Origin of the sequence: Enterococcus sp. DIV0901a, assembly GCF_051711525.1 — a bacterium.
GTDB lineage: Bacteria > Bacillota > Bacilli > Lactobacillales > Enterococcaceae > Enterococcus_B > Enterococcus_B faecium.
On the sequence record NZ_JBIOMW010000001.1, the window covers coordinates 299,316 to 316,748 of the forward strand.

General features: G+C 38.0%; 13 protein-coding genes. 10 read left to right on the top strand and 3 right to left on the bottom strand.

Annotated features, from left to right (window positions below):
• Positions 1–6: 6 nt before the first annotated feature.
• The gene (locus tag IGL70_RS01475; RefSeq protein ID WP_104873857.1) at positions 7–1,434 is read right to left on the bottom strand and encodes a helix-turn-helix domain-containing protein; all 1,428 of its coding nucleotides are present in this window, start codon (positions 1,432–1,434) and stop codon (positions 7–9) included.
• Between the two features lie 469 nt (positions 1,435–1,903).
• Here IGL70_RS01475 and tdc point away from each other — a divergent pair, with 469 nt between their 5' ends.
• The 4 genes from tdc to IGL70_RS01495 all read left to right on the top strand — a co-directional run bounded on the left by tdc (position 1,904) and on the right by IGL70_RS01495 (position 9,485).
• Positions 1,904–3,739, top strand: a complete 1,836-nt coding sequence (tdc, locus tag IGL70_RS01480; RefSeq protein WP_104873858.1) for a tyrosine decarboxylase — start codon at positions 1,904–1,906, stop codon at positions 3,737–3,739.
• Positions 3,740–4,043: 304 nt separating this feature from the next.
• Positions 4,044–5,522, top strand: coding sequence for an amino acid permease (locus IGL70_RS01485; protein WP_002287560.1), 1,479 nt, complete (start codon positions 4,044–4,046; stop codon positions 5,520–5,522).
• Positions 5,488–6,819, top strand: coding sequence for an amino acid permease (locus IGL70_RS01490; protein ID WP_002287558.1), 1,332 nt, complete (start codon positions 5,488–5,490; stop codon positions 6,817–6,819). Before IGL70_RS01485 ends, IGL70_RS01490 begins: the two co-directional genes overlap by 35 nt.
• 113 nt (positions 6,820–6,932) lie before the next feature.
• Complete coding sequence (locus IGL70_RS01495) at positions 6,933–9,485, top strand: HAD-IC family P-type ATPase (RefSeq protein ID WP_104873859.1); 2,553 nt, start codon at positions 6,933–6,935, stop codon at positions 9,483–9,485.
• Between the two features lie 6 nt (positions 9,486–9,491).
• Here the strand turns inward: IGL70_RS01495 and IGL70_RS01500 are convergent, their stop codons facing one another.
• A complete protein-coding gene (locus tag IGL70_RS01500) occupies positions 9,492–10,931 on the bottom strand; it encodes a helix-turn-helix domain-containing protein (protein WP_002287554.1) in 1,440 nt (479 codons plus the stop codon).
• Between IGL70_RS01500 and IGL70_RS01505 the strand changes: the two genes are divergently transcribed.
• Together IGL70_RS01505 and IGL70_RS01510 are read left to right on the top strand one after the other, a co-directional pair.
• Positions 10,906–11,088, top strand: coding sequence for a hypothetical protein (locus tag IGL70_RS01505; protein WP_002294711.1), 183 nt, complete (start codon positions 10,906–10,908; stop codon positions 11,086–11,088). The two genes, IGL70_RS01500 and IGL70_RS01505, sit on opposite strands and share 26 nt — an antisense overlap.
• Before the next feature lie 188 nt (positions 11,089–11,276).
• Entirely contained in the window at positions 11,277–11,639 is a 363-nt protein-coding gene (locus IGL70_RS01510; protein ID WP_002287552.1) for an MmcQ/YjbR family DNA-binding protein, read from the top strand.
• 185 nt (positions 11,640–11,824) lie between these two features.
• On the opposite strand, the gene IGL70_RS01515 is transcribed toward IGL70_RS01510, so the two are convergent.
• Positions 11,825–12,682 carry a LysR family transcriptional regulator gene (locus tag IGL70_RS01515; protein ID WP_002287551.1) on the bottom strand — a complete coding sequence of 286 codons (858 nt, stop codon included), beginning with the start codon at positions 12,680–12,682 and terminating at the stop codon, positions 11,825–11,827.
• Between the two features lie 119 nt (positions 12,683–12,801).
• Here IGL70_RS01515 and IGL70_RS01520 point away from each other — a divergent pair, with 119 nt between their 5' ends.
• The 4 genes from IGL70_RS01520 to mdcD all read left to right on the top strand — a co-directional run bounded on the left by IGL70_RS01520 (position 12,802) and on the right by mdcD (position 17,433).
• Positions 12,802–13,713, top strand: a complete 912-nt coding sequence (locus tag IGL70_RS01520) for an ACP S-malonyltransferase (RefSeq protein ID WP_002287550.1) — start codon at positions 12,802–12,804, stop codon at positions 13,711–13,713.
• Positions 13,714–13,719: 6 nt separating this feature from the next.
• Positions 13,720–15,366: a malonate decarboxylase subunit alpha gene (gene mdcA / locus IGL70_RS01525; RefSeq protein WP_113792365.1), complete on the top strand. Its 1,647-nt coding sequence runs from the start codon at positions 13,720–13,722 to the stop codon at positions 15,364–15,366.
• 101 nt (positions 15,367–15,467) lie between these two features.
• Complete coding sequence (locus tag IGL70_RS01530) at positions 15,468–15,767, top strand: malonate decarboxylase subunit delta (RefSeq protein WP_002287548.1); 300 nt, start codon at positions 15,468–15,470, stop codon at positions 15,765–15,767.
• Positions 15,757–17,433, top strand: a complete 1,677-nt coding sequence (gene mdcD, locus IGL70_RS01535; RefSeq protein WP_104874061.1) for a biotin-independent malonate decarboxylase subunit beta — start codon at positions 15,757–15,759, stop codon at positions 17,431–17,433. The genes IGL70_RS01530 and mdcD overlap by 11 nt, the downstream gene beginning before the upstream one ends.

Sequence of the window (17,433 nt, forward strand, 5' to 3'; positions counted from 1 at the left end):
AGCCCCTTATTTGTTTTGCACAGCTGAAATGATAGCTCGATCGATCGTATTGATCGAAATAGGAATAATATTTTCATATTGGACCGCATCTGGTGTATATAATGTACGTTCACATAATACCCGGTTTGAGGACTGCTGCGCATACTTCTTTATATCAGATATACTTGAATAAATTGTTGGTGCAACTTGAAAATCGAAAGTAGTTACAGCTTCCAAGGCTTCCCGATAAATCAGATAATGAACATCCGAATTTGTGACGATATAGATAGTCAGATGTTCTTTTGTCAGACGGAGAATTCCGCTCAATTCGATCACAAAAGCCCGCATGCAATTAGGATTCAACCGTAGATCATAAGGTAACTGGCTGGACCAGCTGGAAAAAATTGTCTGGACTTCTTTATATAAATTTGTCTGTTCCTCATTTAAAAGATAAAATTTTTCTGGCATGAATAATTGATAGTTATCCCAAGCCGAACGCATCAGATGAATCAGCGCACGTTCGAATGGTTGGTTTCCGAATAATTCTTGATTGAAGTGAGATTCAAAGGTAGCAACTAGTTCTTTTATTTCGGGAGTATTGTCAATAAACACTTGGTGTAGCTGTTGAAAGTCTTCCGCAATCAACTGATAAGAATGGAAACCATAATTACAAAGATTGAATAGTGTCAAAATAAAGGCGAATTCTTCTTTTTTATAATAGGTTTGGAAATCAGTGTTTTCCCATGCTGATTCGACATAATTGTAAATAGGACGTTTTTTGATTTCTTCGATAAATTTTGAATCTATTGTCACAGCACACACTTGCTGGCGTAGGAAACTGATAGCAAAACCAATCGATAAGATTTCTTTATTTTCTTTATCATAAAATCTACCACTATTTTCCGTTACGGATTCAATGAAACGATCGGCACGTTCAAAAAACGATTCAGGTAGCTCCCAAGAATTAAAACCGCCTAAACGATACGACACATTAAGAAGCAGCAGACGTCTTTCCATTTCAGTGAATCGAGGGGAGTAGCGGTCGATTTCGATCCCGCAGTCATTAAAATAAGCTAATACTTGTTTTTTTAATGAATAAGCTTTGCTGACAGAGATGAATTCACATTCAGTTAATTGAAGATAATCAGGTTCATCTTCTTCCAAATAAAGCAGACAAGTTTTTAAAAACAACGAATTTTGAGACAATTGCTGCATGATCTTGCATCGAGGTATATGTTCTGAAAAATATAAAGTGTAACGGTCCTTTTCCCGATGTGTATAAGCAATCTGTTCTTCAAATTCTTTTTTTATGTTATTGATATCATTGAGCAAAGTGGTTTTGCAAACATGCAGGAGATCGGAGAGCTTTTCTAGATTGACTTCTTTATTTACATAGAATTGCCCACATAAAAACAGCTGTCTTAAAATATTTTTCTCAATATATTCTTCAATCATAGTAGAGCCTCCGCCTTGTATTTTTTTGCACAATATGGGAAATATTATGACATGTTTTCTTTTTGAAATCATCAGTTAATTTCTGAAAAAGCATATAAATGCCGTTAAAAAAGGTTTTTTATGTTATAAAATTTGGAAAACAGATAATTCTATTAAAAAATAAATTGTGAATTTTTAACAATATAAAAAAATAAAAATATGTTTAGTGAATGAAGGACAGTCATTTTATTTGTTTGTTCGTTTTTTTTAGGTTATCTATTTTAGAAGACTGGTTTATTGAAAAATTGTTCGTTTTTTTGCGTTGAATTATCAGAAAAATCCGACTTTATTTATTTTTGTTTGTAAAAATCTACGTGGATTTGATGTTATAAAAAAAAATTTCTCATTTTTGGCGCTATAGTGAAGAGGTGTTACAGATAAACACATGTATCTGCGAGACATTGACCAACAAAATATGGAGGGAAGAAAAATGAAAGATATGGATATCAAGGCCGTCTTTATAGGCGACAAAGCTGAAAATGGACCAGTTTATAAAATGTTGTTGAACAAGATGGTAGATGAACATCTTGGATGGAGAGAAAATTATATTCCTTCAGATATGCCTGCAATTAGCGAAGGAGATAAGCTCACTCCAGATTATCTAGCCACCCGCGACCATATGATAGAGGTCTTGGATGAAGTCAGTCAGCGATTACGCGCAGGATCGATCCCATGGCATTCAGCAGGCCGTTACTGGGGACAAATGAATGCTGAAACATTGATGCCTGCTTTATTAGCTTACAACTATGCGATGCTGTGGAACCCAAATAATGTTGCATTGGAATCTTCTATGGCAACTTCGCAAATGGAAGCAGAAGTAGGACAGGATTTTGCTTCATTATTCAATATGACAGACGGATGGGGACACATTGCAGCAGATGGTTCTATTGCTAATCTTGAAGGATTATGGTACGCCCGCTGCATCAAATCGATTCCTTTAGCTGTCAAGGAAGTGCTGCCTGAAAAAGTGAAAAAAATGTCTGAGTGGGAACTTTTGAATTTATCTGTTGAAGAAATTTTGGAAATGACCGAAAGCTTTACGGACGAAGAAATGGATGAGGTCAAAGCAGCTTCTTCCCGTAGCGGAAAAAATATCCAAAGATTAGGGAAATGGCTGGTCCCTCAAACAAAACACTATTCTTGGATGAAGGCGTTAGATATTTGCGGAGTCGGCTTAGATCAGATGGTTGCTATCCCAGTTCAAGAGGATTATCGAATGGATATTAATGCTTTGGAAAAAACAATTCGTGAATTAGCTGAACAAAAAATCCCAATTCTAGGTGTGGTTGCTGTCGTAGGAACGACAGAAGAAGGTCAAGTAGACAGTGTAGATAAAATCGTCCAATTAAGAGAAAGGTTAAAAGATGAAGGGATCTATTTCTATTTACATGTTGATGCCGCATATGGCGGCTATGCGCGTTCACTGTTTCTAAACGAAGCAGGAGAATTTGTGCCGTATGCTTCCTTAGCTGAATTCTTTGAAGAACATCATGTTTTCCACCACTGCGTAACGATTGACAAAGAGGTATATGAAGGGTTCAGAGCTATTTCAGAAGCGGATTCTGTCACGATAGATCCTCATAAGATGGGCTATGTCCCTTATGCTGCTGGAGGAATCGTAATCAAACATAAAAATATGAGAAATATCATTTCTTATTTCGCGCCATATGTGTTTGAAAAATCAGTAAAGGCTCCAGATATGTTAGGAGCTTATATTTTGGAAGGATCAAAAGCTGGAGCAACCGCCGCCGCAGTCTGGACAGCACATCGTGTATTGCCATTGAATGTGACCGGATATGGTCAATTGATTGGGGCTTCAATCGAGGCAGCTCAAAGATTCAGAGAATTTCTCGATCATCTGACTTTTACTGTTAAAGGAAAAACAATCGAAGTCTATCCATTGAATCATCCTGATTTTAATATGGTCAATTGGGTATTCAAAGAACAAGGCTGTACAGATTTGAACGCTATCAATGAATTAAATGAAAAAATGTTCGATCGGTCTTCTTATATGGATGGCGATGTTTATGGTGAACGGTTTATTACTTCTCATACTACATTTACACAAGAAGATTACGGTGATTCTCCGATTCGTTTTGTTGAAAGAATGGGTCTAACGAAAGAAGAATGGAAAAAAGAACAGAAAATCACTCTGCTACGTGCGGCTATCATGACTCCTTATTTGAATGATGATCGAATTTTCAATTTTTATACAAAAAAAATCGCCAAAGCAATGGAAAAGAAACTAAACGAAATCATCCAATAGAACTGATTTTTGTGTGAAAGAATAACAAGAGACATATGGAGAACAGACAATTATTTGCTTCATCAAAACAATTGTATTTCCCCCTGTTTTTCATATATTCCTCGCCAAGATATTCTTTTTTATAAAACGTTCTATAAGTTGGATCGTTCGTTTCATGTATCAAACCCAGTTCACTAAGATCGTTCAATGGATGTTTCGGTGATACTGGGTTTTGTACTGAATCGATGAAACCTTGTCATTTCTGTTCTTGAACAAAAATAAAAGAAAACAAAAACATATGTCGCTATTGAAAGAAGGAATAAAGATGAAAGATACTGGTTCATCAAAGCAAATCACGACCATGACCTTTATCGGAATGACCTGCGCCCTTGTAGCAAGTGTACGAAATATTCCAGATGTAGCAGCAACGAGCTGGACGATGATTTTTTACATGCTGGTTGCAGTATTATTGTACGCTTTTCCAATCTCATTGATCTCTGGTGAATTTGCTGGAATGTTTCCCCAAAAAGGTGGTCCAGAACTTTGGGTATCGAATGCTCTAGGAAAAAAATGGGGGTTCGTTGTCTCATGGCTGTTATGGGTCCAAATGTTTCCTGGGATGGTGATGGTCGCTTCAGCACTCGCTCCGTTGTTTGGTAATATTATCGATAATGTGCCGCTTGGTTTGAACAGCAAATTTACATTAGTTGTCATTTTAGTCGTTTATTGGATCATCACTTTTTTGAATTTGAAATTTGATATGGCAAAAATCGGCGGAAAAGTCGGTGTTTGGTTAGGATTGTACGTGCCTTTGACGATGATGCTCTTATTAGGGTTTGCTGCGTGGATCAAAGTTGGGATCGTACCAACCGGAACATTAGGCAGTTTTTCATGGGACAAATTAATACCAGATACTACGACTGCATCCTCATTTGTTTATTTTGCGCCGATCATGTTTATTTTTACTGGTATCGAAATGTCCTCTGTGTATATCACTCGATTGGAAAATCCAGTTAAAACGTATATTCGCGGAGTATTTGCCGCGTTAATTTTTATATTTTTCGTCAATATTTTGAATGCTTTAGTTGTAGCAAATGTCGTACCAAAAGGACAAATGGAATTGAATAATATCGCGCAATCTATTTCGATTTATTGCCAAATTCTTGGTTTGCCACATCTTATTGTGAATCTGTTTAGTTTACTTGTCTTCATTGGTGTAGCAGTCCAATTATCTGCTTGGGCCTCAGGACCAGCAAAGACAGTGACAGAAAGTGCTAGAAAAGGTGCGTATCCACCAAAATTCAATTTTTGGAAGACGAATCAATTTGACGTATCCAAATCCGTTATTTTGACTCAGTCTGTCATTATCTCAATCTTTGCACTTTTTTATTTGCTGATTCCTGGCGTCAATCAAGCATTTTTGATGCTCGTAAATTCAACTACTGTTATCTACTGTATCGTCTATGTCATCATGGGGATCGCAGTTTTGAGATTGCGTTATACACATGCAAAGTTGAATCGACCATTTAGAATTGGAAAAAAAGAGAAAAAGAGCAATCTTGGAGTTTGGACTGTCGTTATTGTTTTATTTGCGGCAATCGGATTTTCTGTCGGACTGACGATGAAAGCTGGAACATGGATCAATCTAATTGCAGTCACAGCCATCAGTGTCATTTTGTTTGTAGTACCACTCTGTATTGAAAAAATAAAGAAACCTTCTTGGGAACAGGAAGTCGCCATGCTGCTTGAAAAAGAAAAAGGTGAACTTGATGGAAAAACCGGCAATGAAACGGACTCTAACTAATCGAAATATCCAGTTAATCGCATTAGGTGGCGCAATTGGAACAGGATTATTTTTAGGTTCAGCAAAGGCAATTGCATCAGCAGGGCCAGCTGTTATTCTCGTTTATTTGATATGCGGTTTGGCTATTTATGGTTTGATGCGGGCCATGGGTGATTTATTTTTAGCAAATAGTACATTTAACTCTATCAGTGATTTCGTTGACTATTATTTAGGCAAAAAGTGGGCATTTTTTGTCAATTGGACTTATTGGCTTTGCTGGCTTGGAGCTGGACTTGCGGAATTAACAGCAATAGGATTGTATATCCATTTCTGGTTTGTACATGTACCAGCTTTGATAAGCGGAGGTAGCGCACTAATGATCTTAATGGCAGTCAACCTTGTTGCAGTCAAGTGGTTTGGTGAATTGGAATCTTTTTTCTCAATCATCAAGATCTTGGGGATTTTCCTTTTTATCTTATTGGGTATAGGATTGAGTGTCTCAGATTTTCATACCCAGTCTATCGGAATCAAAGAAAATTTTGGACAGATCGATGAATTACTACCGTTTGGCTTTGCTGGAATGGTAGTCTCATTTCCTATGGTTTTATTCAGTTTTGCTGGAATTGAAATGATCGGCTTAACCGTTGGCGAGACAAGTGATCCGCAAAAGAATTTGAAAAAAGCAATCAACTGTCTGCCTTGGCGTATTCTCTTTTTCTATATAGGAACGATTTTGTCGATTTTATTTGTTGTTCCATGGCATTGTTTAGATTTAAAAGAAAGTCCTTTAGTGACTATGCTGCAAGTGATCCATTGCCAAGGCGGAGCAGCAATTGTCAATCTAATGATTTTGGTTGCTTCTTTGTCCTCAGCAAATAGTGCAGTCTACAGTACTAGCAGGATTTTATATCAAACAGCAAAAGAAAAAAGTTTGCCCCATTGGTTTTGTGCGCTTTCTAAGAAAGGCGTACCTTTACACGGTATTTTAATTACAGGAATGTTATTTTTTGCCGGTCTTTGTCTACATTTTTTTGTAGCTGATAGTCGATTGTTTTTTCAGCTTTTGGCAGGCATGACAACGAGTTGTTTTCTATTTGTGTGGTCTTCGATCTTGTGTGCACATGTTCAATTTATTAAAGAAAAGAAACGGAACACTACACAAAGATATAAAGATCTTGCTTTGTTGGTGTTTTTTACTTCAATTGCTTTCAGCTTGTTATTCGAAAGCACGACACGCTTTATTCCTTTTTTATTGGTTATCTGGTTTGTATTCTTAAATTTTGTATATAAAAGAATAAGCAATAGAAATATCAGTTAGGCCCAGATACATTTTGCAAAACGAATTATTTCAGACCCCCCTGAAATAATCGATACGCCTGAAAAAACTTCCCTGCGTATAATAACAGTATCAATTAAACAGGAGGGGATAGGATGAACTGGTACAGATTGACGGTAGAAGATGTATTGAAAAACTATCAAACATCAACAGAAGGCTTGTCGCAAGAAGAACGACAGAAACGCCTGACTGATCAAGGATATAATGAAATAAAAGCAAGGCAGCAGACAAAACGATGGAAAAAAATAGCAAAGCATTTTACTGATCTGCTGATGATCGTGTTGATCATTTCCTCTTTTTTGAAATTTGCTTCTAGTGAATATATTGAAGGAAGTATTATTTTATTCGTAGTGATCGTCAATGGACTCGTTAGTTACTGGCAAGAAAGAAAAGCGGAAGAATCATTGAATGGTTTGAAGCAGCTGATGGGACAAGAAGCGATAGTACTATCAAACGGGATGCAAGAAAAAATCCCTGCGAAAGAACTGGTAAAAGGAGATGTCATTGTCTTACGTGCCGGAGATGTCGTTCCAGCAGATATCCGATTAATCGAAGCACATGATTTATTAGTGGAAGAATCGATTTTGACGGGAGAATCAGAAGCATCTGAAAAAAGTCATGCCGTTTTGACAGAAGAAGAATCGATCGGCGACCAGAAAAATATGGCTTTTTCAGGAACGCTTGTACAATCTGGTTCTGCAGTCGGTGTCGTTGTAGAAACAGGAAACACGACAGAAATCGGTAAAATCAATCAAGCATTGCAATCGGTCGAACAACAAACGACGCCTCTGATTAAAAAAATCAACCGATTAAACAAACAAATTTTTCAAGGCATTCTTTGTTTGAGCCTATTCTTAGTTATTTTTACGACATTTCGATATGGTATGGATTGGCATATCCTTCTTTCGGCTACGATTGCTTTGGTGGTGTCAATGGTACCCGAAGGATTGCCAGCTGTTTTGACCATGATTCTATCCGTTGGAGTACATGAAATGGCAAAAGAAAAGGCGATCATCAAAGGACTTCCTTCGGTAGAAACATTAGGTTCTATGACAGTGATCTGTTCAGATAAGACAGGAACATTGACAAAAAATGAAATGACAGTTGTGGATGTAGCTGCAAAAGAAGAAGCCTGCGTGTTGTCCATTATGAAAAACTGTCAGGAATTAAAAACAAAAGAAGAACAGAAAACAGAAAATTTAAGTGGCAATCCGACAGAAGTTGCGCTGATTCGACACACAGAAACAGCCAATCTACCTTTGAAAAAAATAGAAGCAAAGATTCCGTTCAGTTCTGAATACAAATATATGGCAACGATGCATGCGGAGGAAAAAGGAGCGGTGATTTACGTCAAAGGTGCACCAGAAGTATTATTTGCTAAATCAACTCTTTCTTCTGCAGAACAAGAAGCATGGAGTCAGACAGCTGCAGAATTTGCGAGAAAAGGTCAGCGTGTTTTAGGATTTGCTTATAAAAAAGTAGATTCGAAACAGGAACTCACGCATGAGACTTTAACCCAATTAACTTTTGCAGGGATCGCCGGATTGATCGATCCGCCAAAAGAAAGTGCAGTCAAAGCTGTAAAGGAATGCCAACAAGCAGGGATCTCAGTGAAAATGATTACAGGGGATCACAAAGACACAGCAAAAGCGATTGCGGAACAAATTGGCTTAAAACATACTGCCAAAGTTTTAGAAGGGATCGATTTGGATCTTATGTCTGATGAAGAGTTGATTCAGCAAGTGCCAATAGTCGATGTCTTTGCTCGAACGACACCAGAACATAAACTGCGAATTGTTAAAGCTTTGCAGAGAAATGGAGAAATCGTCGGAATGACCGGAGACGGCGTAAATGATGCACCTGCTTTGAAAAGATCCGATGTAGGAATTGCTATGGGAATCAAAGGTAGTGAAGTAAGCAAACAGGCAGCTGATATGGTTTTAGGAGATGATAATTTCCATACGATTGCAAAAGCCGTAAAAGAGGGCCGGCGGATTTTGGATAATTTGCAAAAAACCATCAATTTCTTCTTGCCAACTGCATTAGCTCAAGGATTGATCTTGATTTGGGCACTTATGCTGAATCGCCCGCTACCTTTGTCCCCAGTACAGATTTTATGGGTCAATATGGTAACGACAATCACTTTATCTTATGCACTAGGGTTCGAGTCGCCAGATCCAGAAATCATGAAGCGCCCACCAAGAGATCCAAAGCAAGGAATCCTATCTGGTTATCATTTGTTTCGGATCATCTATGTCTCCCTACTGATCATGGTTCCTGCCTATTTATTGGCTATGCAGTTTGAAGGGCAAAGCTTACAGCAAACCATTCTTCTGCAAAATATCGTCTTAGCTCAAGCTGTTTACATGATCAATTGCAGAGAGTTGTCCAAGCCGTCATTGAACCAAGGTCTTTTGCAAAACAAAGCGCTTTTTCTTTCATTAGGTATCCTTGCTTTATTGCAAGGGATGGTTATTTTTCTACCAGTCGGCCAGCAGCTGATCGGTACAGTAAGTTTAACGATGACACAACAGTTATTGATTGGAGCAAATGTGATTCTTCTATTCTTAGTTGTAGAAATAGAAAAAGGGATCATGAACAAACTGTTTCGCAAAAAAGAAAAAACAGCTAGAGAATACAGTCGCTAGCCGTTACTATAAAAAAGTTTTGAAAGTGAGTTCAGTCAAACGATTGAGCTCATTTTTCGTTGGAATAGAAGAAATGTATACAATAGGGATATCTAGAGAATCTAGAGGGAAATTGGAAATCAAGATATCTGTTTTTTCAAAAGAAATAGTGGAAAGATCGGTTAGTTCGATAGGTAAGAAGCAGACACGTTTTCCTAAGTAATCTTTTAATTCCTGCTGCAAGAACGCCTTCCATGAAGGTTCTCCTTGGAAAATAAAATAGACATTGAACAAATTCGGTTTGATAGAAAAAATCGTTTGTTGGATCAGTAGAGACAAGAGTTGGAGAAAGTAATTTGGTTCATTGATTTCTATTTCTTTTTTTAGATCGTTCAGTAAATTCTCTTTCTGTTGATACAAGTGTGCATATTGCTGATCATATGTTTCTAAAAAACGATGGTATTGACGGTCCAATGCTTCAATCAATATCGGCGATTCATGATATTTTAATATGAGGAGAGCCAAGTTATCAGTCAGAGATGTTTTTTTTAGTTGATCAAGAGACAGCTCTGAAGCTAGTTCCTCTACAAACGTTTCGAGGACCTCTAAAAATGGAGAATGATGCAGGCAGCGAGCGGTTTCTTGTCCATAGTTATTGTTGTAATTCCAACTTTCCAGAAAGCAGAAAGAAGCAAAAGAAAGCTCAGTGTCTTTAAGATAAATACCTTCCGTTAAATACAATTTTTTCAATGCAGAGTCATACAGGGAGGAGAGTGTGCTGTTGGTATGGATAGAAGAATCTAATCGGCAATTCGCTTTTATACGGATCGTATTGATAAAGAACCAACATGTTCCGAAAATCTCTTCTGTTTCAACCGCTAGTTCAGTTTGACTGAGGTTTCTTAAAAATTGAAAATAATGGGATTCATGGATCGAATAATCCTCGAAAAAATAGTTGTTATGAGTGAAAGGAATCAGCAATCGATGATAAAAAGTACGAATCGCACGCTCTTTTCCAAGAATACAAGCTGTATATTTCGTCAAATCGATCTGCAAGTCGTAACTTGCTAAACGCTGATTGATTTTAGTCACATGTCTTTTCAATGTCCCATAAGAAAGCCCATGGTCGGCTAGAAAATCAGGGACAGCAACTTTTTTTGTAAAAAGCAGATTTTTCAGCAGTTCGACACTGACTGATTGTTTGAAAAAAATCTCCCAAAGGTCATTTGTTAATAAATTTTGCTGGTTTTGCAAACTGATTCCTGCTTGATCGCTGATGATGTCCCAGCCTTCGGGCAGCTGAGAGCGAATAGATTGAAGGTCAGAAAAAATCGTTCGTTCGGTTGTCCCTATGATTTCAGCTAATTCATTTACGGTTATCTTTGTATGATTCAGCAATTGTTCTACTAAAGAAACATGACGTCGAATATCTTTTTCGGTAATGATTTTTTTCATTAGTGAATACATCAATCAGACTCCCTTCTATTCTAAGAATACGGAGAAAATAAACGGTGGTCAAGTTTCAACTGATTTTTCAATCATTGTTTATTTTTCTGGAGCATTTACTGATGATAAGAATTTCATCATGAACTTGAAAAATGATACCACTAAAATCAAAAAATAGGTGGGCAAACAATAATAAACATTTTAATAGTAGATGGTAGCAAGACCAACACAGGCGGATTGAACATTTAAGAGTTGATAAAAAAGAAAAATATCGAAGTATTTGATTAGCAACTACTTGTATTCATTTTTCTATTCTTACGTGGTATCTTTGAATAAAGCGAATCAATAAGAAAGAGATGGAAGCAGATGCTAACGAAAAAAGAACTAATCGATCACATCAATGAAACATACAATTTGTCTCCAGAATATATTTTTAAAAAATTTCCTGATTATTGCGTATTCAGACATCAAAAAAGCAAAAAATGGTTTGGGGTCCTGATGTCTGTTCCAGAAGAAAAAATCTATGATGATGCAAGTGACCATAGGATCATCAATATTCTTGATTTGAAGGTCGATCCTGAACTTGGCGGAATTTTGCGAGGAAAAGAGGGGTATTTTCCAGCCTATCACATGAATAAAGAACATTGGATCTCTATTGATCTACGTAAAATAGAAAAGCTAGATGAACTAGCAGATTTGATTGATGGAAGTTTTAAATCAACGCAATGAATGTCTAGGACAATAGAGAAGAGGTTGTGACAGAAATGTTTAGCTTCAAGAAATAAGAAGGAATTTACGAAAATTGCTTCTCAAATTTTTGGGAAATTTCGGCTTATTTTCTAAGAAATTACTTCTGGAACACCGTTTGTTCGAAAAAAGAGCTGCGACAAGAATTTTGTCCCAGCTCTTTTTTTTTATTTTCCTAAATAAAATTCCCGCATCGTTTTTGCAATCATTTTGATCAAAGGATGATCTTCTGTGAAGCTAGAAGATAAATAAATTGTTCGTGTCAAGGGCAAATCTTTGATTTCCCGCAAGACGAAAGGATCATTTTTATCGTAAGACCAAGAAACTTTTGGGAAAAAGCTAACAGCTAATCCTTGCTTGACAATAGAACGTAATGTCGCAGGATCATCTGTCGTCGAACTGATCGTCAATTCGATACTTTTCGCTTCAAGTGCTGCATCCAGTGTATGACGGAAGGCGTTGCTCTTTGACAGCATCAAGATGGGGGTGCGTTGGATATCTTCTAATTGCAGATGTTCTTTTTTCGCAAGAGGATGTTTCTTAGGAATGGCGACATAAACAGGTTCTTTCATGATAGGAATATTGGTCATGCCAGGCTTCATCTCCGAAGTGATGTACAGTACAGGATCGGTAATATCATCTGGTAAATGATGTTGCATGATCGTTAATTGGATATCAGGATGCTTTTCCATAAAAATTCGGACCAAGTTCGGAATAGAAACAGAGGCTACCTCTAAATACAATATGACGGAAGTAACGATCTTCTCATTGACCGAAGACAATAATTTGATTCCTTCTTCTAATGTGTCTAATGTCTTGACTGCATATGGATAAAATTCTTCTGCATAAACGGTCGTCTCAATGTTTCTGCCGCTATGGTAAAACAAAGGGACACCTAATTCGTTTTCCAAATGTTTGATCGCACGGCTCAAGGCAGGTTGAGAAATAAATAATTCTTTGGCTGCTTGGGTAACATTTTTTGTTTCGAATACTTTTTTAAAATACTGCAGATGAAGCAATTTCATAATTATCCATCCCATCCATACCTTTTTGTTATGGTTTTTTCTTTTTTTGGCATTTTTTATTATAGCAGAAATTGACTAAGATAGCAGTGGAAAAAGTAAGTGCTGAGGAGGCGAGGCTCATGAGTACAGGTTTCTTATTTCCTGGACAAGGCAGTCAGAAGTTAGGGATGTTAGCGGATATCCCTGAAATGTACATGGAACGTTTAGAAAATGTGACGGGGTATCGGTTAGTTGATAAAGAAGAAAACTATCAAGATACGGTTTTTATCCAGCTAGCATTACTGACAAAAGCAGTATTTTATTTAGATGAAATGGAAAAAAACGGTATTCAGCCTGATATTGCAGCAGGACATTCGATTGGTGCTTTTTGTGCAGCTGTTGCTTGTCGATCTTTGAGATTTGAGAATGCAGCGGAACTAGTCTATCACCGCGCAGTCTTAATGAAAGAAGCTTATCCAAGCGGTTATGCAATGGGCGTAGTAGTAGGTGTGACGAGAAGCGAAGCTGAGGAAATTGTAGCAAAAACATTTGATCCTGACCATCCAGTTTATCTGTCAAATGAAAATTGTCCGATGCAACATACGTTATCTGGGAGTATCGAAGGTTTATCCGTTACGTTGGCAGAAGCCAAACGGCACCAAGCGCAAACAGCGAAGCTGCTGAAAGTCCCTGTGCCATCTCACTGTCTCTTGATGAATGATACGGTCAAGAAATTCAAGCCGTATATGCAGTCTGTCCATCTATCTGATGCTAGATGTTTGTATATAAAAAATACGGATGGAAGAGCCACTCAGGACGCAGAAGAGATTCGTAAAGATTTGTTGGAAAACCTAGCTTTCCCTGTGCAGTGGAACCAAATGATGGACTTGGCAAAAGAATTAGGAATGGATCTGACGATTGAATTTCCCCCCGGCAATACTTTGACAAAGCTGATTCATACAAAATTTGGTGTAGATAAAGGGATCCGTACGATCAATCTAGACCAACATGGTATTGATGACGCCACGTTTCTATATCAAAAATGGAGATGACTAATTATGGAAAAACCAAACCGCAACTGGGCTTCTAAACGCGAAAAAAAAGCGCAGCGATTGGAAAAAATCAGCAACTTGCTCAATGGCAAGTATGTAGAAACTGAAAAAATCGTAGAAGTAATGGAAAAACTGATTGCTTCCGGCGACAAAGTTGTATTAGAAGGCGACAATCAAAAACAAGCAAGTTTTCTTTCAGAAAGTCTTGAAAAAGTAGATGCAGAAAAAGTGAATGATCTGCATTTGATCATGTCTAGTATCTCACGACCAGAACATTTGAATATTTTTGAAAAAGGAATCGCAAGCAAGATCGATTTCTCTTATGCTGGTGCACAAAGCTTGCGTGTCGCCCAAATGATTGAAGACGGCACAATGAAATTAGGTGATATCCATACTTATTTGGAACTTTATGGACGCTTATTCATCGATTTGATTCCAAATGTTGTTTTAGTAGCTGCAGATAAAGCAGATAAAGACGGCAACTTGTACACAGGTTTCAATACGGAAGAAACACCAACAATCATCGAAGCTGCAGCTTTCAAAGATGGTATCGTGATCGTTCAAGTCAACGAAGTTGTCGATTCTTTACCACGTGTAGATATCCCTGGTGACTGGGTAGACGTTGTCGTGAAAGCAGATAAACCTTATCAATTAGAAGCTTTATTCACACGAGATCCTCAAAACATCACAGAATTGCAAATTCTAATGGCAATGATGGCAATCAAAGGAATCTACGCAGAACACGGCGTACAATCTTTGAATCACGGTATTGGATTCAATACAGCAGCTATCGAATTGTTACTGCCAACTTATGGTGAATCACTAGGGTTAAAAGGGAAAATCGCGAAGAACTGGGTATTGAACCCACATCCAACGATGATTCCAGCCATCGAATCAGGTTGGGTTGAAAGCATCCATAGTTTTGGTGGCGAAGTTGGTATGGAAAAATATATTGCTGCTCGCCCAGATGTCTTTTTTGTCGGTAAAGACGGCACGATGCGCAGTAACCGAACATTATCACAAGCTGCAGGACAATATGCCATCGATATGTTTATCGGTTCAACCTTGCAATTAGATTACGAAGGAAACTCTTCTACCGTAACAAAAGGACGTTTATCTGGTTTTGGCGGTGCGCCTAACATGGGACATAATCCTGGCGGTCGTCGTCATTCTACACCAGCATGGCAATCACTTCGCGACAATGATGATCCATTAGGGAAAGGCCAAAAATTAGTTGTTCAAATGGTTGAAACATATGGTTCAAATAAAAAACCAGTCTTTGTCGAAGAATTAGATGCACTAGCTGTTCAAAAACAAGCAGGCTTAGCCAATGCACCAGTGATGATTTATAGCGAAGATACTACACATATCGTGACAGAAGAAGGAATTGCTTATTTGTACAAAGCAAAAACAAAAGAAGAACGACAAGCAGCAATTGCAGCAATTGGCGGTGTTACACCTCTTGGAATGACTAGCACGAAAGAATCACTAGATAGCTTGCGTGCAGCCGGCATCGTGAAATTACCAGAAGATCTAGGCATCAAACGTAGTGAAGCGAAACGTTCATTATTAGCTGCACAAACCATCGATGATTTGATCGAATGGTCAGATGGCCTGTATGAACCACCAATGAAATTCAGAACTTGGTCATAAAATTGGCGAGAAAAACCTTTTGTCGCCATTTACCCAGATGGAAGAAGAAAGACGAATAAGCAGAACGTGTATGCTCTGTTTTACAAAAAGGGGAGAGATCCATGGAACAATTAGCTTATAAATATCCAACGAAACAGCCGATCAATAAGAAAATCCATGTAGGAGTGGTCGGTTCAGGAGATTTGGAAATCTTGATGTTTCCAACAGAAAAAACAGAATCTACTGTAAAAATTTGTACAGGAAGCGATGGCTTCGGCGAAGTATGGAACAATGTATTAACGAGATTTTTTGATCGTTATCCAATTTCAGCAGATATCGTGATCAATGACTTCGGTGCTACACCAGGAGTTGTGTACCTACGATTGACGCAAGCAATGGAGGAACTTTCAGATGAAAAATAGTTTTGTAGAATTAAACGCCAGAGAACGAGTGAACGCTCTACTTGACAATGGACGTGAATTGATTGATCCATTCGATCAAATCATCGCGCCAAGTTTACCAGCACAAGGAATCGTCCCTGAAAGTGATGACGGGATCGTTGTCAGCCGTGGCACGATCAATGGCAAACAAGCAGTAGTAATCGCTATGGAAGGAAAATTCCAAGGTGGCGGTATCGGTGAAGTTTCCGGTGCAAAAATCGTTGCTGCACTTGAACATGTGTTAGAAGAAAATAAAAAAGGAAATGAGATCTTTCCAGTCATTGTACTAGATACAGGTGGTGTTCGTTTGCAAGAAGCAAACTACGGACTGTTATCTATTTCAGAAATCGGAAATGTAATCATTGCTCTAAAACAATATGTACCAGTCATCGGTTTGATTCCAGGACGTGTAGGATCATTTGGCGGTATGTCGATTACTTCAGCATTAATGAGTTATTTAATCGCAACAAAAAAAGCGAGAGTCGGTTTGAATGGACCAGAAGTTATTGAACAAGAAGCAGGCGTTCGAGAATTTGATTCTAGTGACAAAGACTTGATTTGGAATACATTAGGATCTCGTCAACGGGTAGAATCAAAAATCATTGATGAATTAGTGATTGATAGTGTAGAAGCAATCAAAGCTGCTGTCATCGCAGCAATGGACGAACGAAAAGACACGCATCGCAGTGAAAGCTCAGCATTTTATTTATCATTACTTGATTCTTTAGATCTTTCAAAACCAATGGCCATTGACGATTACAATGAAGCAATTGCTAACCATCAAGCAAAATCAATTGACTTACCAGAAGTAGCAGAAGGAAATGAACCAGCTGCAGCAAGTGTTGGTTACGATTGGTTTGCGGCACTAACTGGCATGAAAAATCCAACTTCTTCTATTAGTACTGTGTATTATGGTAAATCAAGTAAATTCATAGAAGAAGCCATCGTGACATCAATCGTACCTGATCCTAAAAACCCGATGTACCGTGTACGAAACGGTGAAGTTGGTTTAGTTGAAGGTTTCCGAATGGGACAAATTTTGGATCACGTTTACGAAGAAGATAAAGACAAAAAAGTGAAACGGCCAATCATCGTTGTGATCGATGTACCAAGCCAAGCATACGGCTATAACGAAGAATTGATCGGTATCCATGTGGCTTTGGCTAATAGTGCTGCTGCTTATGCAAAACTCCGTCAAGCTGGACATCCAGTTATTGGATTGATTGCAGGAAATGCTATTTCAGGTGCATTTTTAGCACATGGATTACAATCAAGCCGCTTGATTGCTTTAAACAATAAAGAAATTACCGTCCAAGCGATGTCTAAAGAAAGTGCTGCACGTGTGACAAAACGTTCGGTTGCTGAAATCGAAGCAGCTGCTGAAAAAGTTCCAGCTATCGCTTACGATATCAATAATTATACAAAACTAGGAGCGATCTATCATTTCCTAGAAGATATCACCGACCAAGCTGCTTCAGAACAAAATGTCAGCAAAGTCATCGAAGCAATCAATGAAGCCATTCAAGATGTCCGCAATACAAATGACACGATGCTGACAAATCGATACACAAACGAAACAGCCAAAACGTTCGGACGTGTCGAAACAAATAAAGTCCGTGCCAAAATGGACGAAGAATGGGATGCATAA